Origin of the sequence: Ruminococcus flavefaciens (assembly GCF_900108555.1) — a bacterium.
Classification (GTDB): Bacteria; Bacillota; Clostridia; order Oscillospirales; family Ruminococcaceae; genus Ruminococcus; species Ruminococcus flavefaciens_P.
On sequence record NZ_FNWV01000013.1, the window covers coordinates 51,308 to 73,596 of the forward strand.

The 22,289-nt window shown below is 45.2% G+C and carries 25 protein-coding genes; 20 read left to right on the forward strand and 5 right to left on the reverse strand.

Annotated features, from left to right (window positions below; translation table 11 throughout):
* The first annotated feature begins 120 nt into the window (after positions 1-120).
* The 4 genes from BLW60_RS14035 to ispD all read left to right on the forward strand — a co-directional run bounded on the left by BLW60_RS14035 (position 121) and on the right by ispD (position 3,068).
* Positions 121-849: a M48 family metallopeptidase gene (locus BLW60_RS14035; protein WP_074718463.1), complete on the forward strand. Its 729-nt coding sequence runs from the start codon at positions 121-123 to the stop codon at positions 847-849.
* Between the two features lie 69 nt (positions 850-918).
* The gene (gene dcd / locus BLW60_RS14040) at positions 919-1,452 is read left to right on the forward strand and encodes a dCTP deaminase (RefSeq protein WP_074718465.1); all 534 of its coding nucleotides are present in this window, start codon (positions 919-921) and stop codon (positions 1,450-1,452) included.
* Positions 1,453-1,487: 35 nt separating this feature from the next.
* A complete protein-coding gene (locus BLW60_RS14045; protein WP_074718467.1) occupies positions 1,488-2,357 on the forward strand; it encodes an alpha/beta hydrolase in 870 nt (289 codons plus the stop codon).
* A gap of 33 nt (positions 2,358-2,390) precedes the next feature.
* Complete coding sequence (ispD, locus tag BLW60_RS14050; RefSeq protein ID WP_074718469.1) at positions 2,391-3,068, forward strand: 2-C-methyl-D-erythritol 4-phosphate cytidylyltransferase; 678 nt, start codon at positions 2,391-2,393, stop codon at positions 3,066-3,068.
* A 186-nt stretch (positions 3,069-3,254) separates the two neighbouring features.
* Here the strand turns inward: ispD and BLW60_RS14055 are convergent, their stop codons facing one another.
* Positions 3,255-3,560 carry a hypothetical protein gene (locus BLW60_RS14055; RefSeq protein WP_074718471.1) on the reverse strand — a complete coding sequence of 102 codons (306 nt, stop codon included), beginning with the start codon at positions 3,558-3,560 and terminating at the stop codon, positions 3,255-3,257.
* A gap of 426 nt (positions 3,561-3,986) precedes the next feature.
* Here BLW60_RS14055 and BLW60_RS14060 point away from each other — a divergent pair, with 426 nt between their 5' ends.
* From BLW60_RS14060 to BLW60_RS14100, 9 genes are all read left to right on the forward strand, one after another.
* Entirely contained in the window at positions 3,987-4,472 is a 486-nt protein-coding gene (locus tag BLW60_RS14060; RefSeq protein ID WP_074718473.1) for a terminase small subunit, read from the forward strand.
* Positions 4,459-5,706, forward strand: a complete 1,248-nt coding sequence (locus BLW60_RS14065; protein WP_242872889.1) for a PBSX family phage terminase large subunit — start codon at positions 4,459-4,461, stop codon at positions 5,704-5,706. Before BLW60_RS14060 ends, BLW60_RS14065 begins: the two co-directional genes overlap by 14 nt.
* Positions 5,707-5,739: 33 nt before the next feature.
* Positions 5,740-6,876 carry a serine/threonine protein phosphatase gene (locus BLW60_RS14070; RefSeq protein WP_074718478.1) on the forward strand — a complete coding sequence of 379 codons (1,137 nt, stop codon included), beginning with the start codon at positions 5,740-5,742 and terminating at the stop codon, positions 6,874-6,876.
* A 13-nt stretch (positions 6,877-6,889) separates the two neighbouring features.
* On the forward strand, positions 6,890-7,858 hold the full coding sequence (locus tag BLW60_RS14075) for a phage major capsid protein (RefSeq protein WP_074718480.1): 969 nt from the start codon (positions 6,890-6,892) through the stop codon (positions 7,856-7,858).
* A gap of 148 nt (positions 7,859-8,006) precedes the next feature.
* Positions 8,007-8,837 (forward strand): hypothetical protein, encoded by an 831-nt coding sequence (locus tag BLW60_RS14080; protein ID WP_074718482.1) that lies wholly within the window; start codon positions 8,007-8,009, stop codon positions 8,835-8,837.
* Between the two features lie 9 nt (positions 8,838-8,846).
* A complete protein-coding gene (locus BLW60_RS14085; protein ID WP_074718484.1) occupies positions 8,847-9,215 on the forward strand; it encodes a hypothetical protein in 369 nt (122 codons plus the stop codon).
* Entirely contained in the window at positions 9,215-9,625 is a 411-nt protein-coding gene (locus BLW60_RS14090) for a hypothetical protein (RefSeq protein WP_074718486.1), read from the forward strand. Before BLW60_RS14085 ends, BLW60_RS14090 begins: the two co-directional genes overlap by 1 nt.
* On the forward strand, positions 9,622-10,011 hold the full coding sequence (locus tag BLW60_RS14095; RefSeq protein WP_074718488.1) for a hypothetical protein: 390 nt from the start codon (positions 9,622-9,624) through the stop codon (positions 10,009-10,011). Before BLW60_RS14090 ends, BLW60_RS14095 begins: the two co-directional genes overlap by 4 nt.
* Positions 10,008-10,931 (forward strand): hypothetical protein, encoded by a 924-nt coding sequence (locus BLW60_RS14100; protein ID WP_074718490.1) that lies wholly within the window; start codon positions 10,008-10,010, stop codon positions 10,929-10,931. Before BLW60_RS14095 ends, BLW60_RS14100 begins: the two co-directional genes overlap by 4 nt.
* Positions 10,932-10,989: 58 nt before the next feature.
* Here the strand turns inward: BLW60_RS14100 and BLW60_RS14105 are convergent, their stop codons facing one another.
* Positions 10,990-13,788, reverse strand: coding sequence for a dockerin type I domain-containing protein (locus BLW60_RS14105; protein WP_074718492.1), 2,799 nt, complete (start codon positions 13,786-13,788; stop codon positions 10,990-10,992).
* A gap of 787 nt (positions 13,789-14,575) precedes the next feature.
* Here BLW60_RS14105 and BLW60_RS14110 point away from each other — a divergent pair.
* From BLW60_RS14110 to BLW60_RS14130, 5 genes are all read left to right on the forward strand, one after another.
* Positions 14,576-15,892, forward strand: a complete 1,317-nt coding sequence (locus BLW60_RS14110; RefSeq protein ID WP_074718494.1) for a sensor histidine kinase — start codon at positions 14,576-14,578, stop codon at positions 15,890-15,892.
* On the forward strand, positions 15,873-16,676 hold the full coding sequence (locus BLW60_RS14115; protein ID WP_074718496.1) for a LytR/AlgR family response regulator transcription factor: 804 nt from the start codon (positions 15,873-15,875) through the stop codon (positions 16,674-16,676). Before BLW60_RS14110 ends, BLW60_RS14115 begins: the two co-directional genes overlap by 20 nt.
* Positions 16,677-16,734: 58 nt before the next feature.
* Entirely contained in the window at positions 16,735-17,439 is a 705-nt protein-coding gene (locus BLW60_RS14120; protein ID WP_074718498.1) for an AzlC family ABC transporter permease, read from the forward strand.
* Positions 17,436-17,735, forward strand: a complete 300-nt coding sequence (locus BLW60_RS14125; protein WP_074718500.1) for an AzlD domain-containing protein — start codon at positions 17,436-17,438, stop codon at positions 17,733-17,735. Before BLW60_RS14120 ends, BLW60_RS14125 begins: the two co-directional genes overlap by 4 nt.
* Before the next feature lie 160 nt (positions 17,736-17,895).
* On the forward strand, positions 17,896-18,426 hold the full coding sequence (locus BLW60_RS14130; protein ID WP_074718502.1) for a TIGR04002 family protein: 531 nt from the start codon (positions 17,896-17,898) through the stop codon (positions 18,424-18,426).
* Positions 18,427-18,458: 32 nt separating this feature from the next.
* Here the strand turns inward: BLW60_RS14130 and BLW60_RS14135 are convergent, their stop codons facing one another.
* Positions 18,459-19,184 (reverse strand): hypothetical protein, encoded by a 726-nt coding sequence (locus BLW60_RS14135; protein ID WP_074718504.1) that lies wholly within the window; start codon positions 19,182-19,184, stop codon positions 18,459-18,461.
* Positions 19,185-19,355: 171 nt separating this feature from the next.
* Here BLW60_RS14135 and BLW60_RS14140 point away from each other — a divergent pair, with 171 nt between their 5' ends.
* Positions 19,356-19,976 carry a zinc ribbon domain-containing protein gene (locus tag BLW60_RS14140; RefSeq protein ID WP_074718506.1) on the forward strand — a complete coding sequence of 207 codons (621 nt, stop codon included), beginning with the start codon at positions 19,356-19,358 and terminating at the stop codon, positions 19,974-19,976.
* Between the two features lie 116 nt (positions 19,977-20,092).
* Here BLW60_RS14140 and BLW60_RS14145 read toward each other — a convergent pair whose 3' ends face one another.
* Positions 20,093-21,076, reverse strand: a complete 984-nt coding sequence (locus BLW60_RS14145; protein ID WP_074718508.1) for a hypothetical protein — start codon at positions 21,074-21,076, stop codon at positions 20,093-20,095.
* A 303-nt stretch (positions 21,077-21,379) separates the two neighbouring features.
* Positions 21,380-21,616, reverse strand: coding sequence for a helix-turn-helix domain-containing protein (locus tag BLW60_RS14150; protein WP_074718510.1), 237 nt, complete (start codon positions 21,614-21,616; stop codon positions 21,380-21,382).
* A 116-nt stretch (positions 21,617-21,732) separates the two neighbouring features.
* Here BLW60_RS14150 and BLW60_RS14160 point away from each other — a divergent pair, with 116 nt between their 5' ends.
* Positions 21,733-22,146, forward strand: a complete 414-nt coding sequence (locus BLW60_RS14160) for a zinc-ribbon domain-containing protein (RefSeq protein ID WP_081348278.1) — start codon at positions 21,733-21,735, stop codon at positions 22,144-22,146.
* The last annotated feature ends 143 nt before the right edge of the window (positions 22,147-22,289 follow it).

Genomic DNA, 22,289 nt, shown 5'->3' on the forward strand with positions numbered 1-22,289 from the left:
AATTTTGAAATAGCAAATATACAGTGACACACTGCTCAAAACTGCTTTAAAAACCGACTTGACATTGCACCGAAAAAGACTTATAATTTCAATGATATTTACGTCTTTACGGAGGTGCTTATGAACACCATTTCGACCGATATCCGCACGGTCACGACTCCCTGCGGAGACATAACCTACACATTTCAGCACAAAAAGGTCAAGAACATAAATCTGCGCGTAAAGCATGACGGGAACGTCTTTGTTTCCGCGCCTAAAAGAGTCCCTGCGAAAGCTGCCGATGAGTTCGTCATAAGCAGGAGCAGCATGATACAGCAGGCTATAACAAGCTTTGCAGCCCGTGAGCTCATAAAAGAAAGGCAGAAAAATCTGTCCGACGGCAAGACCTTTATACTCGGGGAGGAATACACCATAAAAACAATGGCTGACCGCCGCGAATACGCCGAAAAAACTGACGGCTTCATCATCATACATATGAAAGATACAAACGACTCCGCAAGAAAAATAAGTATATATAACACATGGCTGAAAGCCTTTACGGAAGAGGTATTTCTCTACGTCATGCATGATGTGCACAGTAAGTTCATACCGCTTGGCATTGATTTTCCCGAGCTGAAAATACGCTCCATGACCGCTCGCTGGGGCAGCTGCCACACCTACAAGAAAATGATAGTCCTCAACAGACGCATGATAGAAGCTCCGCTGAACTGCATCTCCCATGTGGTGACACACGAATTCTGCCACTTTATCCACCCCGACCATTCAGCGAAGTTCTATACCCTCCTCGATAAGATGTGCCCCACATGGCGCGAGGACAAAAAGCTCCTCGAAAGCCTCGTTATACTGTGACCGCTTTCATTGACAACATTGCGCTTTTAATATATAATTAGTATAAATGCAGAACACGGAGGTTCAGATATGATACTGTCGGATAAAACTATACTGAAAATGCTTGATGAAAAAACTCTTGTTATCGAGCCCGTAACAAAGGAACAGATACAGCCTGCAAGCGTGGATATAAGGCTGGGAAATACATTCAGCATCGTTGACGATTCACCCTCGGGAATTATCACACTTGACGGCAGCATAAACTACAAGACTATCACCACAGATACATACCTTTTGCTGCCCGGACAGTTCGTACTTGCTACGACTATGGAGTACTTCGAGCTGCCCGATGACCTTACCGCATTCGTGGAAGGAAGAAGCTCCCTCGGTCGTATGGGACTGTTCATTCAGAATGCAGGCTGGGTAGACCCCGGCTTCAAGGGCGAGATAACTCTCGAGCTCTTCAACGCTAACAGATGCGCTATCGAATTAAAGGCAGGACGCAGAGTAGGACAGCTTGTATTCGCCCAAATGGACGACCACGCCCTCAATCCCTATAACGGTAAGTATCAGGGACAGAAAGGTGCAACAGGCTCAAGAGTTTTCATGGATAAGGATAAATAAGCGTTTATATACAATAGTACGAAAGGAGCTTTGCTATGTCACTGAACAGTTTCATTTTCAAAAAAATGTGTACTAAAAGCGACAGGAAACGTGACGCAGGTCTTACGACTCCGCCCGAGATAAGACGCTTTGATGATATTCAGTACGGTAAGAACAGAAAATGGCAGATAATGGACGTTTACCGCCCTAAAGCAGCTAAAGGCAGGCTCCCCGTTATCGTAAGCTTTCACGGCGGCGGCTGGACCTACGGCACTAAAGAGACTTATCAGTTTTACTGCATGGAGCTTGCAAAGCGCGGATTTGCAGTGGTAAATTTCACGTACAGACTTGCTCCGAAATACCGCCACCCTGCTCCCTACCATGATACGAATGCAGTCTTTCGCTGGGTACTGAAAAATGCCGACAAGCTGGGCTTCGATACGGATAATATCTTCGCTGTGGGAGACTCCGCAGGTGCAATGGGAATAGCTCTGTATGCCTGCATGGTGACTGACAGCGAATACGCAAAGAACTACAAATTCAGGATACCCGAGGGGCTGAAAATAAAGGGACTTGGTCTCAACTGCGGCATTTATGACATCTTCAAGGAAGATAGTGTAGGAACTTTAAAGGATTATCTGCCTAAAAAGTATCCCCTTTCTCTGCTTAAACAGCTGAACGTAGTCGATAATGTGACCGCGGATTTTCCGCCCTGCTTCATTATGACATCAAATGAGGACTTTCTGAACTATCAGTCTCCCCTGCTTGCGGAAAAGCTTGACCGGCTGGGAGTAAAATACGTATACAAGGTATACGGTGATGAAAATAATCCGCTCTCTCACGTTTTCCACTGCAATGTAAAGTCTGCTGATGCGGCAGCTGCAAACGATGACGAGTGCGCATTTTTCAAGGGATTAATTAAATAAAACACAGCCGCAGTGCGGCGGAATAGAGGTAATATGAAAACATCGGCAGTTATTGTCTGTGCAGGCAGTTCAACAAGAATGGGCGGTGTCAATAAGATACTGCTGCCACTGGGCGAAAGAAAGGTCATAGGCGTGACCATGCAGGCTTTTCAGCAGTGCGAAAGCATCACAGAAATAGTTATCGTTGCCCGTGAGAGCGATATACCTGCAATACAGGAGGAAGCCAAAGCCGCAGGCATAACCAAGCTTGCAGCCTGCACCACAGGCGGCTCTACACGTCAGGAAAGCGTTATCAACGGCATAAAGAAGATATCAAAGGAGACCGAGCTTGTTGCCATACATGACGGTGCGCGTCCGCTGGTAAAACCCGAGCATATCGAAAAGGTCATCAAGGACGCTTCTGTATTCGGCGGTGCTACCCTTGGAGTTCCCGTAAAGGACACTATCAAGACCGTTGACGGCGGACTTATCATTGATACTCCCCCGAGAAGTTCGCTGTACATCACTCAGACTCCGCAGATATTCAAGCGCAATCTTTACTTTGAGGGTATAGACTTTGCTCTCGAACACGGACTTGATTTCACAGACGACTGCCAGCTTGTTGAAGCTATCGGCGGCAAGGTCGCAATGACTGTGGGAGATTATACAAATATAAAGATAACGACTCCCGAGGATATCGCTATTGCGGAAGTTCTTCTGAAACAAAAATAAACAAAACCTTATCAACTGTAGGGACGCCCAATGGGCGTCCTCATTTTTTTACCTTGAAAAACTATCGTCCTCACAAAATAAGGTAACGCCGTAATACGGATACCCATGTAAAAGATATGCCCCGAGACAATGCCTCGGGGCTTATTTGTTCTGTTCTTTTATTATATAAATCAGAGTTACGATAGATCATTCATCTTCGCAATATATGATTTCATAATCTTCGCCTAATTCTTCTTGTAAACGTTTATACCCCTCTTTAGCTTTTTTATAGAATGTCTCCTTCTCTTTGTCTGACCATAACAACGGATTTGAAGGACAATTCCAATCTAATGCATTATCATGTTCGATTCCTAACTTACACAAATATTTTTTCAATTCTGAAGATATAGGAAGATTATCAAGTGAGACTAAGCCATTATCACCCCAAAGACATGGGCAAAAGTCTTCACCGCAGCCCCATTCAAACCAATACTTAAAGACATATTTTGCCATACACTCACCTCCATTAATTCCGATTTATGTCAGCAACAATTATAGCACGGCATCGCTCCACTGTCAATACAAATAATATGACTTAATGTAGGGACGCCCTCTCTTGCGGTGCGCCTTCGTATTATTTCGCTGTTCTTTAAAAACTTGGAACAGCGACCAGAGACGCTGCCTCTGGACTCCGCCAAAGGGGTGGTGACCCCTTTGGAATCCCATTCATATTCTTATTGTAACCATTCTGTAACCTTCGGGCTGCTTCGGCAGTCTTTTTTATTTGGTCTGCACAATAATAACCCGTATGAATTGTGCAGGTATACAAAGTGAAAAATTATTTTTTCAATATTCAACGGGTATGCATTGAATTTGACCTTTTTTCAGCCCCCTTATGAACGGTGGTTTTGTTCGGGACTGAAAGGAGGTCATACTTTTTTGAACAGAAACACTAAAGCAAAACTCAATATCTTCTGTTGTAACTATGTTACACTGGGCAACGCGGAGGAAGCCGCTTTGAAAGCAGGCTTTCCCCGTGAAAATGCTCTCACCGCAGGCATCGAGCTCCTCAAAACAAAAGAATGTCAGGATACTATCGCACGGATAAGAGATATCCTCTCCGACAGCGGCAGCATTATATCAGGTCTGAAAAGGCTTGCTTTCGGCAGCTGCACCGACGCAGTATATCTTGTTTTCGCCGATGAGCTGCCGCCTGCGGAAACTATCGGAAAGCTTGATCTTTTCAACGTTTCCGAAATAAAACGTGTAAAAGGAGGCGGTGTAGAAGTAAAATTCTTCGACAGAATGAAAGCTCTCGAAAAGCTGTTCGAGCTTGAAAATGCCTACAGCGACCGCGACAAGGCGGCAAGTCTCATAAGAGCCATGACCGCTGATGAGGAGTGTGAGGGCTTTGAAGATAACTAAACTCTCACTCAAACAAAAGATAGCCATGAGATGGTGGCTATCCCCGAAGTTCAGCGGCTATGACGCTATCATATGCGACGGAGCTGTGCGAAGCGGCAAGACTCTTTCAATGTCGCTGGGATTCGTATTCTGGGCAAGTCAGCGATTTAACGGCGGAGCTTTCGCCATGTGCGGAAAAACTATAACCTCGCTCCGCAGAAACGTTGTGACACCCATGCTCCCTGTGCTGAAAGAGCAGGGCTTCATTATCAATGAAAAGGTCAGCGGCAATTACTTCGATATGACATTTAACGGCTGCACCAACAGAGTATACCTTTTCGGCGGCAAGGACGAAAGCTCCGCTGCTCTCATACAGGGTATGACTCTGTCGGGAGTATTCTTCGATGAAGTGGCACTCATGCCCCGTTCATTCGTTGAACAGGCTTTAGCAAGATGCTCTGTGAACGGCTCGAAAATGTGGTTCAACTGCAATCCCGATAATCCGTCACACTGGTTCTACAACGAATGGATAAAGAAGCGGAAAGAGAAAAACGCTCTGTACCTGCACTTCACTATGGCGGATAATCCGTCACTTTCAAAAAGCGTCAGAAAACGCTATGAGCGTATGTATTCAGGTACTTTCTACGACCGTTTCATACTTGGAAAATGGACGGCTTCACAGGGAGTCGTATACCCTATGTTCAGCGAAAGCGAACACGTTTTCAGCGGCGATATCGAGTGCGAAAAATACGTCATATCCTGCGATTACGGCACTGTTAATCCCTCGTCCTTCGGACTCTGGGGACTCAGCGGCGGAATATGGTACAGGCTCAGCGAATACTACTACGACTCACGCCGCGAGGGCTTATCCCGTACCGATGAGGAACACTATGCAGCACTTGAAGAGCTTGCAGGCTCGCGGCATATCGAAAAGGTCATTGTTGACCCATCCGCAGCAAGCTTCATCGAATGTATCCGCAGACACGAAAAATATCCCGTAGTCAAAGCCGATAACGATGTTATTTCGGGCATAAGACAGGTAAGCACAGCTCTTAAACAGGGCAGGCTGAAATTCCATTCCTCATGCAGGGATATACTGAGGGAGTTCACGCTGTACAGCTGGAACGAAAAGGCAGGCACAGATGCTCCCATAAAGGAAAACGACCATGCTATGGACGATATGCGCTACTTTGTGGCGGATATGCTCAATTCTCAGGACAGCGGCGACTTTTTCGCACTGTCCGTTACCCGATAAAACTACCGTTCAATAAATCAAAAAGGAGGAATTATGAAGCTTTTTCAGAAGAAAAACACTCCGAAAACTGCTCCCGAGCTTATAAGCGCACAGCGTTCATGCTGTGAGAAATTCGCTCTCCCTGCGGCTGTTCAGCCCTATGAAAAGGAGCTTTACGACAGGCTTCGCTATGCCGTACCTATCATTGATGCGGCTATTATGAAGATAATCAGGCTCACAGGCGGCTTCCGCGTTATATCCTCGGACGAGAGATATCAGCAGGAGCTTGACGACTTCCTTGCAAATGTTCCCGTAGGTCTTACAGGACGCTCAATAGGCTGCTTTGCGGATAATTTCCTCGACAGTCTCCTCACTTACGGAAGTGCCGCAGGAGAGATAGTTCCCGACAATGAGGAACAGCGCATTGCAGGGCTTTGGAACGGCGATGTTTCACGCATAAGGCTGTCCGCAGGGGCTGCACCGTTCAGCAGGAGCTATACTGTCATCGCTCCCGACGGCAGCTCCCGTAAAATAGCTCACCCCGAACGCATACTCTATGCTTCACTCACAGGGGGCAATTCCCTGCTCAGAGGGCTTCCGTCACTCAGCGGTATCCTTATGAGGATATACGAATGTATCGGTCAGAATTTCGACCGCGCAGGAAATGTCCGCTATGCTGTGACTTACAAGCCCTCGGGACAGGCAGGAGATATGATGAACTCCCGTGAACGTGCTCAGCAGATAGCACGTGAGTGGGCAGACGGTATGAACTCCGCCAGATACGGTCAGGTAAAGGACTTTGTGGCTGTGGGAGATGTAGATATCAAGGTCATAGGTGCTGAAAATCAGCTCTTTGACACAAATGTCCCTGTAAGACAGATTCTCGAACAGCTCATTGCAAAGCTCTCCATACCGCCGTTCCTGCTGGGGCTCTCATGGAGCTCTACGGAGAGAATGTCATCTCAGCAGGCGGACATACTCACATCGGAGCTTGAATACTACCGCAGACTTCTCACACCTGTCATATGCGATGTGGGCAATTCATTCCTTGCTTCCATAGGCGCGGAAGCTTCCTGCTCAATAGAGTGGGACAATATCAATCTACAGGACGAAACAGCTCTTGCAGAAGCAAGGCTGAAAAACGCTCAGGCGAGAGAAATTGAGCTCCGCCTTGAAAAAAATGAAGAATAACGGAGGTAAATCTATGTATAACGATATCAAACTTGAAAAGGGTCTTTACAATCTCAGCGGAAAGTCATTCACAGCTGCTCTTGAGGAGCTTGACCCCTCCTCGGCATATGCAGGCACTCCCCTTGAAAAGCTGGACGCTTTCGAGAGACAGCTCAAGCGTTTCAATATCAGGATAAACGGTCAGGACTGCGACTGCGTTGAGAAGTTCTTCTCAACTACTGAGACTGCCGTTCTCTTCCCCGAGTTCGTTACACGCTGTATCAGAAAGGGCTTCGATGAGACTGTTCTCAGATCTGTCTGCGCTGCAAAGACAGTATGTGCAAGCGGTCAGTATCTGGGCTGTGTACTCGATGACACCGAGACTTACACAACTACCGATCAGACAGAAACTCTCCCAGAGGCTAAGGTCACAGAAAGCACTACTGCTACTGTGCTTGAAAAGTTCGGCAGACTTATCAGTGCTTCCTATGAGGCTATCCGTCAGCAGCGACTCGATGTTTTCGGCGTTATGCTCAGAAGTGTGGGTGCAAGACTTGCTGTGTCGGTGGTAAAAAAGGCTGTTGCAGTACTTGAAGCTGATACAACTCCTATCACTACTTCCGCCCTCACATACGATGACCTTGCTGCACTTTACGGCGAGTTTGACTGCTTCGATATGACTACAGTCATCGCTTCTCCTGCTGTCGCTTCAAAGATAGCTGCTATGGATCAGCTCAAGGAGTGCTCTGCAAATGCGGACGGCAAGCTCATTCTCCCATTCGGCTCAGAGCTGGTCAAGACATCGGCTGCCGATAATGATACTATCATCGGTATAGACCGCAATTTCGCACTTGAATTCATCACAAGCACAGACCTTATCATGGAGACCGACAAGCTCATCGACCGTCAGCTCGATCAGATGACAGTTTCTATCACCTGCGGTTTCAGAAAGATAACTCCAGATGCTGTTAAGGTGCTTACTATTACGGCTGCAACGGAATAAAGCCATTTATGACGCGGGCTGCCAAAGGCAGCCCCTACATATAATCATTTTCATTATCGTGTTATATTCGGGCGAGCGGAACTCGCCCCTACATATAACTATGCACTAAGCACTAAAAACTGATCACTATTTCCCGAAAGGAGATAATATGGACAAGTCTATTCTCGATAAGATAAACAAATTCACACGCCGTCCGCTCTCTGAAGACGAGGTATATGTATTCTCGGTCATACTCTGCGATAACGATATCGACCGCGACTGTGACCGCTTCTCGGAAAATGCTCTCGGTACTCTCAGAGAAAAGTTCATCGGCAAGACAGGTATCTTCGACCATGATGCTTCAACATTAAACCAGAATGCGCGTATCTTCGATACGGAGCTTGTCACCGATGATACACGCCTCACGCAGTTCGGCAAGCCTTACGTTTACCTCAAGGCTATGGCGTACATGGTAAGGACTGACGAAAACAAGAACCTCATTGCCGAAATTGACGGCGGCATCAAAAAGGATGTCAGCATTTCCTGCTCCGCAGCAAAGAGGATATGCTCGGTATGCGGCAATGACAAGAATATATCCACCTGCAATCACGTTAAGGGGAAAAAGTGCGGCGGCAGTATATGCCACACTGTTCTTGATGACATCACGGACGCTTACGAATGGAGCTTCGTTGCCGTACCTGCTCAGGTAAACGCAGGAGTTACGAAGAAATACAGCGACGATGATACCATAAAGTCCCAGGCTAAGGATATACAGCTATGTGATGAAGAGCTTCGACGTGATATCCGCAAGGCTGCATATTTTGCAGGCGGTAGGGCGGCGGCTGATATAGCTTCCGTATCGGCTGCAAATATGAATACTCAGCAGCTTATCGCGCTTCGCAGGTCCTTTGAGTTACAGTGCAGAAAAACAAAAACAGAGGTGCAGCTTGAATACAGTGCGGAAGCTGACGATACCGCGGAATGTTTCACTATGAGATAAGGAGGCAGTATGGATATTCAGAAAATAACCGAGATATTCGAGCTTATGACAGGTGAGGAAAACAGCACCGAATACATGAAGCTCATATATCTTTCCATGCGTGAAGTAGACGATATCCTCAGACCAAATGCGGATATAAGCGACCTGAGACTTTGCTTTCTCTGCGCTGCACTGGCTTTTTACAGGCTGCAGCAGATACTTGCTGCAAGAGAAAGAGCAGATGTTACCTATGCAGGAAAGGTGCTGAAGGAGTCGCAGAATACTGCCTATGAGTACGCAAAGCAGCTCCTTAAAGATTACTTACAGATGTGCAAAAGCCTTATCACTGTCGAGACTTTCGTTTTCGGCAGCTTTTCCAGCGGAGAGGAGATGTTATAATGCTGCGCGAGATAATCAATGACATAACAGATAAGCTCACAGACAGCGGTGTTACAGCCGTTTACAGTGCCTTTGACGCAGTGGATATCGCAAAAAAGGAAAAGGGTATCTTCACTGTTGTGGGCATAGGCGGCTTTGAGTCTTACTCGCCTATTTATTCGCTTTACACTATCTTTATCCCCTTCAAAGCCGATATAGAAATAAGCATTACAGCTCCGCCAAAGACCTCTATCGTTGATATATACGAGTTCTACGATAATAATATCGAACCTGTCATATCCGATATGTGCGGACTTACCTGCTCGCTGTCGAAAATGAGTATCAAATTCGACTCAAATATACAGCGGCTTGTCCTCACCGCAAAGCTCTCGGCAAGCGGTATCACAAAAATAGAAAGGAGCAGCCCATGAGTACTACGGAACTTACCAAGCATGAAGCTGTACCCGTAAATATTGCCTCAGCCGTTGTTTACTGCGACGGCTTCAAGGCTGTATCCGCAAGAAGCATAAACGAAGAGTCAACGGCTGACGGCGGAAGCGTGTTCACCAACAACGCGAGCCGCAGTACAAAGCTTACCTTTTCGGGACGGATATTCGCGGACTATTCCGCAGATTTTATCTACAGCTTCAACGCCCTTGTAAAAAGCTCCGCTGCATTTAATGTGGAGTATATGGGACTTTGTTTCAGAAGCTGTCATCTGCTCTCATACACCTTTGACAATAAAAAAGGCGACTGGGCAGATGTAACGGTAACTCTGCTGACTGATGATGATATTGTAAGGAGCGATGATATTTGACAGCTGTTCTCAGTATAAAAAATAAGGACGGAACTCTCCTCTCTGAGGAGAATATACTTGCGTTCAGTTTCAGAAAGGATATATATACTCCTTACACCTCACTGTCTGCAAGAGTCCGTACTTCACGAACCAACTTTGATAACGCAGCAGAGGTGCTCCTTGCACTTGACAATACACTCATACATCACGGTCTTATTGACAGTCTGAAATTAGAAAAGTCAGGGGGCGAATACTTCCTGAATGTCACATCAAGAAGCTTTACTTCCCTGCTGTGTCAAAATCAGATAGAACCCGGACTGAAAATGAACATATCATTCAATATGCTCATGGACAATTTCTATACCCTGCCCTATGTAACTCACGAAAACAATGCCGATGACAGCAGTTATATCTACGTAAGACCTAATACCTCCATGTGGGACGCTGCTTCAAATCTTTCATACAAACTCCTTGGTACTTATCCCTATGTAAGAGGTACGAATACTGTAATGATAAGTGCTTTTCCTGCACCTGCGGCGTTCGACTTAACGAATACCGATCTGCTCACTTACGGTACAGAGCTTGCTTGTTCGCATATCGCCAGTGATTATCATATGGCTGATATCAATGGAAATTACGGCACTTTTGACCTTACCGACAGCGATGCGGCTGCACTTAAAATAGTGCGTCATAAATACTTTGAACTTGATATGCGCTTTCTCTATGATCCGCAGCAGGCTCTGGTGTTCCGCGATAAGTACGACTTCCGCGGACAGAAAAGGATATTCTGCTCCTACAGCGGCTATCAGGGCGAGGACCTGTACGACATCGTAAGCTTCGGGACTGTTTCCGCCGAGCGTATAGGCTCTGTCACTATAAAAGGCAGCAGCAAGGGAATTTTTACAGAGGTCGGAGTTTACGCTGATAAATTTCCGCACTGACAAAACAAACGAATATAACATCAAAAACGGCTCCCATTTCGGAAGCCGTTTTGCGTTATTATTTTATAGGCAGCTCTGTCACAAGCTTGAGAAGATACTTCTGTATTGCCTGCGCATCGTTTGTTGTCATGCCGTCATTGCCTGTTACATCGGCGTTTTCAATGCCCTGCTTTGTGATGTGTGTCTTGTCAGAGCCGCTCTCGCCGTACTTGTTTGGATTTGCAAGTGCCTGCATGATGAGTACTGCATCTGAAAGGTCTACATCGCCGTCACAGTTTGCATCGCCTGCCTTGTAATCCTTGCTTGTTGCCTTTGGTGTGGTGGATACAGTCGTAGTTGCAGCCTTGGTAGTAGTAGTAGTTACCTTTGTTGTGGTAGTTGTCTTTTTTGTAGTTGTAGTAGTTGTTGACGGAGTTGAAGGAGCACTGCCCTTTATCTGTCCGTAAACTATACCGCAGCCTACTGTGGACATATATACCTTGCCGAACTCGTCCATATCGCCTACGAGGTAGTTGCCGTTGCCTGTACCGCCGTAAAGGTGGTCTGTATTGATACAAACCCATGTCTTGCCTGCGTCTGTTGAACGGTAAATTCCCTCGGGATCGTCCTTATCGGGCTTACCGTAGATGAAGAGCGTATTCACGTCGCCCTTCTTCTCAGGTGCGCCGTAGCCGATACACTTTGCGTATGCTACATTTTCAAGATGTTCAACTGTCTTGCCCTTGTCGGAGATGAGATATACGCCGTGATTTGCGCCTGCAAGAGCTACTGTGCCCTTGCCAACATATGCAAGGTCGCCTGTATGCTCGAACTTCCATGTAAGCTCCCAGTTATATGGGCAGATACGTGTCTCTGTGAAGGTTGCACCGTAGTCCTCGCTGACGAAGTAAGAATAGTGAGCTTCGTCATATGTAGGCTCTTTCTTTGACATATCAGATGACCAGTACTCATTGTACTCTGCACCTGTTGCGTAAACTATCTTAGGATCTTCGGGATCTACCATAGCATAAGCTCCCTTTGAAGCCTTTATGCCTGCGCAGTCCTTCCATGTTGCGCCCCAGTCGTCGGAGTAGGAAGCTCCGCCCTTGGCACTTGTATTTATAACTCTGTACTTGCCCTTTGAAAGCTCTGTGATAGCGAGCTTGCCGCCTGTGCAGGCAGGCTTGAATGCCTTCCATGTCTTGCCGCGGTCGAGAGTATAGTAAGCACTGCCTGTATTATTGGTATCACCATTTGCGGTTCTTGCCCATACGTCTGTATTCTGTGGGCATACTGTGATCGCAGATGTAGAGCCCATATTCGGCTTATACTGCTCGGGTATGCCGTTTACAGTAGTGTGAACGAAGCCGTCATAGTCGCCGATAGCTGAAAGGTCGAGACCGTCAGCTGTGCTGTAGAAATCAAGGCTTACGCACTCCTCAACGCCGTCAGGCTGGAAGTAGAACTGTATGCCCTTTTCGTCCCATGCATTGTCGCAGGCAAATACGCCGTTGCCTGATGTGAGGAGGAGTCTGTCTCCCTCAGGGTCTCTTGGATCGATAACGATACTGCTGCCCCAGTGGCAAGCCTTGCCGTATATCCAGTCATAACCGTTCAGATCCATAGGAAGTGAGATGAAATCCTTTACGCCTACTCCTGTTGAGTAGTCTGTAGGACCTGCACCGGGAGTTATATCCTCCCATGTCTTACCGCCGTCGCTGGAGCGGAAGAAGTGGTCGCCCCATGCGATAGTACCCTCATTTTCGGGAGTGCTTGGGTCGTCCTGTATCCATTCATCGCCGAACCACTGGTCCGAGAACACGCCGCAGGTACGGGCGAACATCTTGTTGGGGTCTTTCTTGTCAACATCTATCATACCGATAGAATTGTTGGAAACAGTGAGCTTTTCAGCTGTTCCAGACTTGATATTGTACTTGTATGCACCGCCTGATGCACCTGCAAAAGCAAGTCCTGCGATATATGTGAAGAAAAGATTTCCGTTATGGTCACTTGTTATGGAGAGAGGATAGTTTTCGTTAGGAAGTGCCTTTATAGCCTCGAACTTGTCGTCCTTTACGCTTGCTACGTGGACATTTGCCTTTCCTGTTACAGAAGTTCCTACGTATACCTTGCCGCCCTCAATGTAAACACAGCCGATGCCGTTCTGCTCATTGTAGAGCTTGCTGGGCTCTGTGCCTCTTACCAGATGATCTGTCCATGATGGGTATTTGATCTCGCCTTTGAAAAGTCCGAGAGCATCATAGCCCTCTACAGGCTTCCATGACTTACCGCCGTCTGTTGACTTGATAAGTGCCGACTTGCCTGCGGTAACATCGCCGCCTGCATAAATAGTATCGGGGTTATCGGGATCAACTGCGATAGGCTCGATACACTCACGTCCGTCACCGTTTCCGTGTACCTGTATATGCTCTGTAACGTCAACACCTGTAAAGGTCTTGCCGCCGTCTGTAGTCTTGTAAATTACTGTCTTTGCGTTTGAGAAGTATGCACAGCCGCAGAGGAAATAAGCTGTCAGATCGTCTGTGGGGTCGATTGCGATACCCTTACAGCTGAGAAGTCCTCTGTCGTCCTCGTTGATAAAGCCGAAGAGCTGTACCCATCTCTTCTTGTCATAGTCGTATCTGTACGCACCGCCTACGTCCGTACGGAGATACATTTCCTTCTTTCCTGCAACGATGCCCGAAACAAAGCCTGCACCGCCCATTTTAAGTGTGTCCCACTCCATTGTCGAAGAGATGTCCTTTGATGCTGCTGCCTCAGCTGTTCCGCCATATTCCGATGTGCCTAATACGGAAAGGCTTGCTGTACTTATGCAAACAGCGCAAAGACCCGCCAAAGTCTTTTTCATTGCTTTCATTTGTTTTCTTTCCTTTCTGTTTATACATTGAAAAATCTTTTCACGTTTACTTTTCGACTACATTTTATCATTAAAAAACAGCGGTGTCAATGGATTTTCCACGTTATGACACTATCGGATATAATGAGAATACGATTGTACAGAACCGCGTTTTTTTACTATTTTAATAATTTAAATCAAACAGCATATCGGCATTTACTATATGTCCATACCCACCGGACATACGCGGTAAATGATACGTTAAAGGCGGTCAGGACAAAAAAAGCGCGCAGCCACTATGACTGCGCCTGAAAAAATATTGAACAATGAAGGTATAGTTTTACCTTGTAAAACAAATTATCAGTGAACCCCTTCCCGCTTTGTTCCGCGGAAACCATCGGATGATCTTAACTTGATTAATAACGTAGGAGAAGAGACACCGCAGCCCGCTTCGGCAGGTAATTACACCCTCCGCAACTGTTTCCCCCCAGTTTTACTACCAACCGCAGCGTCTGAACCCTACTACCACAATATATGTATATCATATCCCACCATTATTATATCATAAAGTGTTCCACACGGTTCAACAAAAAAAGCGGTTTTTATGCATTTTTAAGAATTTTTCGTAATTTCGTCATTTCAACGATTTTGTGCTTTGAAATTTACTGCTGAACAGTCATTTTGTATGAATAAACCGTACAAAAAGCGGCATTCCGTTCCTTTACAAACAGTGCATAATGTGTTATAATAGCATTATATGGTCGAAAAAGTTATTGCTGTATCATACATAATCACAAGGAGAGCCGTTATGAAATTGATCTCATACCTTATCAGCTATAATTTTGTCTCTGTTGCTCTTATTATCGGTATAATCGTTCTGCTCATCGAAAACCGCAAGGATCGTCCTCACGGTACCGAGCATATCGCTGTGATCGTTATACTCCTCACCATTATAGTCGCAAATACCTTCTTCAGGGAGCTCTTTATGAAAAAGCTCTACAACGAGGACTTTGATTACCGCGGCGATCCTGCAATGTACTTTATGTATTTCCGCTCAACGATAGAGCATATCCTCTTCCCCATGATAGCCTATGTCGAGCTGCTGCTCATTACGCCAAATGTAAAGCGGTATCTGCTGTTTATTCCCGAAGGAATACTTATCGTGGGAGAGGTCATTAACCTTTTCGGTCCGAAGATAATCTTCAGCTTTGACAGTCATCTGAACTATGAGGACAGGATATTCTTCCTTTCCCCGTATTTCGCAGGCATGATCTATATGCTGCTACTGCTGAGATACTCTATCCGCTTCTTCAAATCAAAGGAGCGTACCAAGGGTGCGACTGTTATATTCATCGTTTTCCTGACCATATTCGAGTGCTACCTTGAAGCCGCATATATCGTTGTAGATCTTATGGACGAGATAGTGGCACTTGACGTTATAATCTTCTATTTCTACCTTATATCCATATATCAGCGCGAAATGGAAACAAAACTGAGAACCAGCGAGCTTGAGCTCGAAAAAAGCCGAAGGGTGCTGGCTCTTTCTCAGATACAGCCCCATTTTATGTACAATTCTCTTACTTCTATAATCTATCTGTGCGATAAGGACTCTCAGAAAACCAAGGACGCTCTTATCGACTTCTCCAAATACCTGAGACAAAACCTTGACTCGATGAGCCGCAGCGGTCTTGTCAGCATCAAGGAAGAGCTTGAACATACAAAAATATACCTGTCTCTGGAAAAACTCAGGTTTGATGACGACCTCAATATCGAATTCGATATAAAAGATGAAATGTTCATGCTGCCTGTACTTACCGTACAGCCTATGGTGGAAAATGCCGTCAAGCACGGTATAAACAACTCGGAAAGCGGCTGCGGAACTGTCCGCGTATCTACTGATGAGACCGAAACTCACCACAGGATAATCATAACGGACGACGGTGCAGGCTTTGATACCTCAGCCATTGAAGCTCTCGATGAGACTCATATCGGCATAAACAATGTCCGCAAGCGTCTCGAGGACGAATGCGGCGGTGAACTTATCATAAAAAGTGTTCCCGATGAAGGAACAGAATGCGTTATTCTTATTCCAAAGGAGAAAGATGATGAAAATTCTGGCAATTGATGATGAAAAATATGCACTACAGCTTCTCGTTGACACTATCCGCAAGGTAAAGCCCGATGCCGAAGTCGTTCCTTTCAGACGTGCGGCTCAGTTCCTCGAATATGAGGACAAGCAGTCTTTCGACGCGGCTTTCCTCGATATCCGCATAGGAAAAATGTCGGGTATACAAATAGCTATAGAACTGAAAAAGTATTCACCTATGTGCAATATAGTTTTCGTTACGAGCTACTCCGAATACGCATTTGCCGCTATACAGATGCGCCCCAGCGGATACATAATGAAGCCGTATACCGAGGACGATATACGCAATGAATTCGATAATTTCAGATACACAGCCGCTCCCGAGCAAAAGGACGACAACAGGCTGAAAATACGTACATTCGGTAATTTCCGCGTATTCGGCAGGGATAATGCACCTATAAAGTTTTCGCGCACTATTTCCAAAGAAATATTCGCATACCTCATAGACCAGTGCGGCTATCCTGTCACAAGCAAGGAGATAGCTGCCGATGTTCTTGAAGTTGAGGACTTCGACAGACCTACTTCCAAAAAGGTCTCGCAGTATGTCTCTGACCTTATCAAAGACATAGAAGCCGCAGGCTTCCATAATGTTATCATTAAACAGAACCGCCAGATACAGATAAACAAGGAAGCTGTCAACTGCGACCTGTATGACCTGTTTTCGGGCGATACATCTGCCCTCAAATCCTATCACGGCGAATACATGATAGACTATTCATGGGCAGAGATAAGCGATTCTGCCGAAAGGATAAAATCGCTGTAACTACATATTCTCGGAGGATAAATATGTCTATTATCTCAGGACTGCGGGTGCAGTCATTATGAAAAATAACTTTCTTCGCGGAATGTCACACGGTATCCCTATCTTTCTGGGATACCTCTCTGTGTCTTTCGGACTGGGCATCTTCGCCGTAAGCAAGGCAGGTCTTTCCGTTTTTCAGGCATCTGCCATATCTGCTTCCTGCCTTACTTCCGCAGGTCAGAAAGCAGGCATAGATGTCATTGCCGCAGGAGGTACTCTAATTGAAATGATACTCTTGCAGCTCACTATCAATATCCGCTATTCACTTATGGCTCTTTCTCTCTCTCAGAAGCTTGACAAGAAGTTTACTACGCCTCACCGTCTCCTTGCTTCATTCGGCATTACCGATGAGATATTTGCAGTATGTTCAGCACAGAAAAAGCCCCTTACCCCTGCTTATATGTACGGTATGATATTCATTGCCGCTGTGGGGTGGGTAGCAGGCACTGCTCTCGGTGCGGCGGCAGGTGAACTTCTTCCTGCTTCGGTAAATACGGCTATGGAAATAGTGCTGTACGGAATGTTCATCGCTATTATCATCCCACCTGCAAAAAAGCAGCACAGCGTACTCTTCGTTGTAATAATGTCGGCTGCTATAAGCGTTGTATTCAAGTACTGTATGCCGTTCATAAGTGAGGGCTTTGCTGTTATCATATCGGCAATAACTGCTTCTGTGGCAGCTGCGCTTATCTTCCCTGTAAAAGATGAGGAGGAGACAGAATGACCGTTGCTGTGTATATTATCGTAATGGCAGGCGTGACCTACCTCATTCGTATGCTGCCGTTCACCTTTTTCCGCAAGAAGATAAAGTCGCGCTTTTTCAGGAGCTTCCTGTACTACATTCCTTATGCCGTTCTCAGTGCTATGACTATACCTGCTATATTCTATACTACCCACAACATCTATACCGCTGTTGCAGGCACGGCTGTTGCTATAATACTTGCTTTTCTGGAAATGCCCCTTATCGTGGTGGCACTTGCCGCTACGGGAAGTGCTTTCCTTATAGGACTGTTCTTATAAGCGGCTATAGTTTTCCCCTATATTGCGGCATCTGTAACACTTTAGGCAAATTTGAGTTTGCAAAGTTTGTGTATCTTTTCTATTGCAAAAACGTATGTATAGTGTTATAATAAGCTAAACCAATACATATAGGATTAGTAGCTTTTTAGGAGGCGTTTTCATGACAAGAACAGCTCAGACAGACAAGATCAAAAAAATGGTGGTAACGAGTCTTTTTGCTGCACTGATATTCGTATTTACTGCCTATATCCATGTGCCTACAGGTGCAGGCTATACTCACGCAGGTGACGGACTCATCTACCTCGCCGCAAGTGTGCTCCCACTGCCTTATGCAGTCGCTGCCGGAGTTATCGGCGGTGCTCTCGCTGACGGACTGTCTGGATTTCCAATATGGATACCTGCTACTATCGTTATAAAAGCTATTACAGCTCTGTTCTTTACCAATAGATCGGATAAGATAATCACAAAGCGCAATCTTCTCGGCATTATCCCGTCACTTATCGTATGTGTGGTCGGATACAGCCTTTACGAAGGTGTCGTAATAACAAAGGGCTTCTCTACAGCTGCTATTATCGCCGCTTTCGGTCAGACTCCCGCTTATTGCATACAGATCGCCGCAAGTACTGTACTTTATGTAGTTACGGGACTTGCTCTCGACAGATCAGGAATAAAAAAATCACATCTTATATAACCAAGAAAAAAAGGACTGCATTGCAGTCCTTTTTATATTGCTTCGATTGCTTTTTCAAGTATCGTATGGTCGAAGCCTGCTTCGCCCTGTGAATTTATGACCAGTACGAAATCATCATCTATTCTTCTCGCATAGTATACAAGCTCCAAGCTAAGCTCCTCAAGAACTATAGTCTCTTTTGTGTATTCCATGCCGCTGATAGTTATTTTTTCGGGAGCTGATACTTTTATACCTTCCGTTTCATTAAATTCTATCAGATCTTCCATGAACTCCTCTATAGTCACATTTTCCTTTTCGGGGTACATGAGCTTTGTGTTGCTGTACTGAAAAACATATGTAGTATCTGCACTGTTTGCTACAAGGTCAATGACGTGAAGTCCCTGTTCCTGCTTTGAACGTTCGTCAAGAGTTGACCACATTTTCCTGAGCTCTTTCTCATTTTCAGCTCTGTCATTCAGTGCCGTATCTTCGGGAAATGTTACCTTAAAGCCTGCGTATTCGGAAGTGTATACTTTACCGTTTACAGTTCCGCTTTTGAAGTTAGTCCCCTCGCCTGCGTCTGCGAACTCGGCAGCTTCTTCTGTAACAGATTCGGTAGTTACAGTTACGGGTTCAGTCTCTATGGGTTTATAATCATCTACTGTGTGGGCTTCCTCCGCGGTAATCTCTATCGGCTCGATAGTAGCGGTCTTGTTGCCGCATGATACTGCCGACGCTAACGCGAAAATCACGGTCATGGTCAACGCTGCCTTTTTCATTGTGATCCCTCCCGATCGAAATTTTGATTATTGTAACATATTTAATGGGTTTTGTCAAGAAGCACCTGTAAGTTCCCTCACTGACAGATAATTTGTTTTTAAAACATATATTGACACAACATATGTAAATATGTTATACTTGCAATATACTATTCTGACAGGAGTGATCTTATGTATTGCCCAAACTGCAACAGCAACCTTATGGACGGCACTAAAAAATGCCCGTTCTGCGGCACTGAATTCAACAACGATCCCAACAGCGCACCTCAGCAGAACTACAACTCACCACAGTCAAACTACAATATGCCTCAGCAAAATACCTTTGGTTATAATAACTACAATAACTATGCACCAACAAATCCGCCAAGAGTGAATTTCAGATCAAAGCCCAACACCTTGGGTATAATAGCTTCATTAGCTATTTTGGCAGCAACATTCATGCCGTTCTTTTCGATAACACTGATCATAACAGTAAGTGGTTCGCTGTTTGACGGAAAAGACTGGATATTATTTGTCCCCGTTGGAATACTCGGTTTGATTTTCTCTGCTATGAAAATGAACAAAGCCGTTATTACTATGGGAGCGCTCTCAGTTGCATTAACCATTGGTGAAGCCGTCCTTGCTTCAGAACAGAGACTTAAATCCAAAATGGGCGAATATTGGGAAGAAGTTTCCGATTATGTGGAATTGCATTACGATTATGGATTCTATGTAATGATAGTAGCTTCTGTACTGTTGTTGGTCGCAGGTATTTACGGACTAAAACAAAACGGCAGCAGCAGTTCTTATTAAGCTGCAACTATACTTTCAAATCAAACGGGGCGATGTGAATATCGCCCCTTACGCATTTATGCGGTATATTTCGGATTACAATAAATGGCGCACAGCTTGACTGTGCGCCATTTTTATCATACTGCTTCAAATCTGCCTGCGAAATCTGCTTCGTCAGCAACTGCGCTGCCGCTTGCTAATATCTCTACGATAAAGTTTTCGTCTATTCTTCTTACATATACATTGTTGGAGTAACCGTTGTTCTCAGTCCTCATCATATAATAGTCCTTGCCGCCAAGTGTTACTATCTCAGGTCCGCTTACATATGTATATACAGTGCCAGCGAGACCGCTTTCGAGATAGTCGTTGAGGAAGCTTTCCTCGGACATATTAGGTGTATCGGGATATCTGAGCTTTGTATTGATAAACTTTACTTCTATTCTGCCCTCTGCGTTGGCATATGTTCCCACAGCGTCTGCAATGCCTGTAAAATATACCTTTTTCTCTTCATCTGTCATAACTCTTGCAGGCATATAGTAGTAAGTGTAGAGGTTATCCTCGTTAAGGAAAGATGTGTCAGTTGGTGCTGTGAACTTAAAGCCTGCATACTCAGATGTATAGGCATTGCCGTTTGAAACGCCCTTTCTGAAAGCTGTTCCCTCTGCTGCGGCTGCGTCAAGTCTTCCGCTTTCGATAGTTCCGACAGCAGAGGCAGTTGTTGTAGTTGTTGTCTGCGGCTTTGCTGTTGTCTTGACAGTTGTCTTTGAAGTTACAGCTACAGGCTTTGCTGTTGTTTTGGCTGTGGTCTTTACAGGCTGGGGCTTCTTGGCAGCTGTAGTCACTACAGCCTTTACTGCTGTAGTTCCTACATTATCGACCTTTACCGCAGCTGCTGTTACTGCACTTTCGGTCTTAAATGTCTCTGTTGGCTTTTCAGTCTTTTTCGCGGTTGTCACCTTTTCACTTGCCTCAAATGTTGTTTTTTCAGATGAGGTTATCTCGTAAGATACAGCCTTTATCTCATCAGGCTGCGATGCCTGATATGTCGGAACGCTTCTTCCGCATGATGTGAGTGCGCAAAGTGAAGCTGCTATTGTTATCATTAAAGTTGACTTTTTCATTTTGAATTCTCCTTTTTATTTATAAACGTTTTGTTGTCTTCTTTTTTTAACGTACGTTTTGTGCTTTCATCTATAACTATCGTATGCAAAAATGAAAGTGTTACATATTTTTGCAATATTTTTTCGGAACGTCAAAGATGCCGTCCTCTACAAGCTAACGGCTAACGGACGGAACGCCGAGGGCGGCGTTCCCTACAAAGCATTACAGGCAGATAGAAAAAGGGCGCACACTGTGCGCCCCTACATTTTGTCATTTGAAATTTATGCGTAAATTAACGGGCTGCCACAGGCAGCTCCTACATATCAATCTATTTTTTCTTCAATCGCTATTACTATATCGCTCATTTTTACGCCGAGCGCGTTTGATATACGATACAATGTCTCAAGAGTCGGCTTCCTTTCGCCGCGTTCTATTGCACTGAGGTGTGTACGCCCTATATCAGCAAGTCCGCTTATTACCTCCTGCGATATCCCCTTTTTCTTGCGTAACTCCGCTATTACTTCGCCTACGATCTTAGAATCAAGTGTTGGTATATACATATTATCACCTCTGATAATATGATATACGATTTTTTGTAAATATTGAACATATATGTTGACATTTAGAATACATATGTGTTATAATTTATTAAAGTAAAACTGAAAGGGGAATGATTATGTTTTGTACTTACTGCGGAAAAGAAAATCCAAATGATGCCAAATTTTGCAACGCCTGCGGCAAATCTTTTTCGGAAGACAGCAAGCCGAACCGCATTCAGCAGGCTGCTCCGACTAAATCAGCTGCTGAACCGACTGCCAATATGGCTATAGCTTCGCTTGTATTCGGAATATGCTCTATCCCGACTGCCTTTCTGGCGATATGGTTATCACTTTTATGCGGTATAACTTCAATAGTTCTGGGAAAGATATCTCTCGACCAGAAACGTCTTGGAAAAGAGTATGCTGAATGGGGCGTAAGACTCGGAGCTATTGGGCTCGGTATATCCGTTGCTTTTATTATTATTTACTTTGTAAGTATTTTGGGGGTATTTGCGTTTTTTAACGATTTAATACCTTCGCTTTCACGATGATCAGAAAGGGCAGATATGTATCTGCCCCCACATATTTATGCGATATGTTTTCGGGACGCCGAGGGCGGCGTCCCCTACAAAGCGTTACGGGCGGATATGAAAACGGACGACCAGCTCTGCATATAGCATTGCCAACCAAATCA

What these genes read in the sequence shown, in the direction of transcription:
- BLW60_RS14095 (WP_074718488.1), top strand. Translation starts at nt 9,622, where the DNA reads ATGAGTACTACGGAACTTACCAAGCATGAAGCTGTACCCGTAAATATT.
- BLW60_RS14105 (WP_074718492.1), bottom strand. Translation starts at nt 13,788, where the DNA reads ATGAAAGCAATGAAAAAGACTTTGGCGGGTCTTTGCGCTGTTTGCATA.
- BLW60_RS14090 (WP_074718486.1), top strand. Translation starts at nt 9,215, where the DNA reads ATGCTGCGCGAGATAATCAATGACATAACAGATAAGCTCACAGACAGC.
- BLW60_RS14070 (WP_074718478.1), top strand. Translation starts at nt 5,740, where the DNA reads ATGAAGCTTTTTCAGAAGAAAAACACTCCGAAAACTGCTCCCGAGCTT.
- BLW60_RS14075 (WP_074718480.1), top strand. Translation starts at nt 6,890, where the DNA reads ATGTATAACGATATCAAACTTGAAAAGGGTCTTTACAATCTCAGCGGA.
- BLW60_RS14160 (WP_081348278.1), top strand. Translation starts at nt 21,733, where the DNA reads ATGTTTTGTACTTACTGCGGAAAAGAAAATCCAAATGATGCCAAATTT.
- dcd (WP_074718465.1), top strand. Translation starts at nt 919, where the DNA reads ATGATACTGTCGGATAAAACTATACTGAAAATGCTTGATGAAAAAACT.
- ispD (WP_074718469.1), top strand. Translation starts at nt 2,391, where the DNA reads ATGAAAACATCGGCAGTTATTGTCTGTGCAGGCAGTTCAACAAGAATG.
- BLW60_RS14120 (WP_074718498.1), top strand. Translation starts at nt 16,735, where the DNA reads ATGAAAAATAACTTTCTTCGCGGAATGTCACACGGTATCCCTATCTTT.
- BLW60_RS14140 (WP_074718506.1), top strand. Translation starts at nt 19,356, where the DNA reads ATGTATTGCCCAAACTGCAACAGCAACCTTATGGACGGCACTAAAAAA.
- BLW60_RS14150 (WP_074718510.1), bottom strand. Translation starts at nt 21,616, where the DNA reads ATGTATATACCAACACTTGATTCTAAGATCGTAGGCGAAGTAATAGCG.
- BLW60_RS14085 (WP_074718484.1), top strand. Translation starts at nt 8,847, where the DNA reads ATGGATATTCAGAAAATAACCGAGATATTCGAGCTTATGACAGGTGAG.
- BLW60_RS14115 (WP_074718496.1), top strand. Translation starts at nt 15,873, where the DNA reads ATGAAAATTCTGGCAATTGATGATGAAAAATATGCACTACAGCTTCTC.
- BLW60_RS14135 (WP_074718504.1), bottom strand. Translation starts at nt 19,184, where the DNA reads ATGAAAAAGGCAGCGTTGACCATGACCGTGATTTTCGCGTTAGCGTCG.
- BLW60_RS14130 (WP_074718502.1), top strand. Translation starts at nt 17,896, where the DNA reads ATGACAAGAACAGCTCAGACAGACAAGATCAAAAAAATGGTGGTAACG.
- BLW60_RS14080 (WP_074718482.1), top strand. Translation starts at nt 8,007, where the DNA reads ATGGACAAGTCTATTCTCGATAAGATAAACAAATTCACACGCCGTCCG.
- BLW60_RS14035 (WP_074718463.1), top strand. Translation starts at nt 121, where the DNA reads ATGAACACCATTTCGACCGATATCCGCACGGTCACGACTCCCTGCGGA.
- BLW60_RS14145 (WP_074718508.1), bottom strand. Translation starts at nt 21,076, where the DNA reads ATGAAAAAGTCAACTTTAATGATAACAATAGCAGCTTCACTTTGCGCA.
- BLW60_RS14110 (WP_074718494.1), top strand. Translation starts at nt 14,576, where the DNA reads ATGAAATTGATCTCATACCTTATCAGCTATAATTTTGTCTCTGTTGCT.
- BLW60_RS14045 (WP_074718467.1), top strand. Translation starts at nt 1,488, where the DNA reads ATGTCACTGAACAGTTTCATTTTCAAAAAAATGTGTACTAAAAGCGAC.
- BLW60_RS14055 (WP_074718471.1), bottom strand. Translation starts at nt 3,560, where the DNA reads ATGGCAAAATATGTCTTTAAGTATTGGTTTGAATGGGGCTGCGGTGAA.
- BLW60_RS14125 (WP_074718500.1), top strand. Translation starts at nt 17,436, where the DNA reads ATGACCGTTGCTGTGTATATTATCGTAATGGCAGGCGTGACCTACCTC.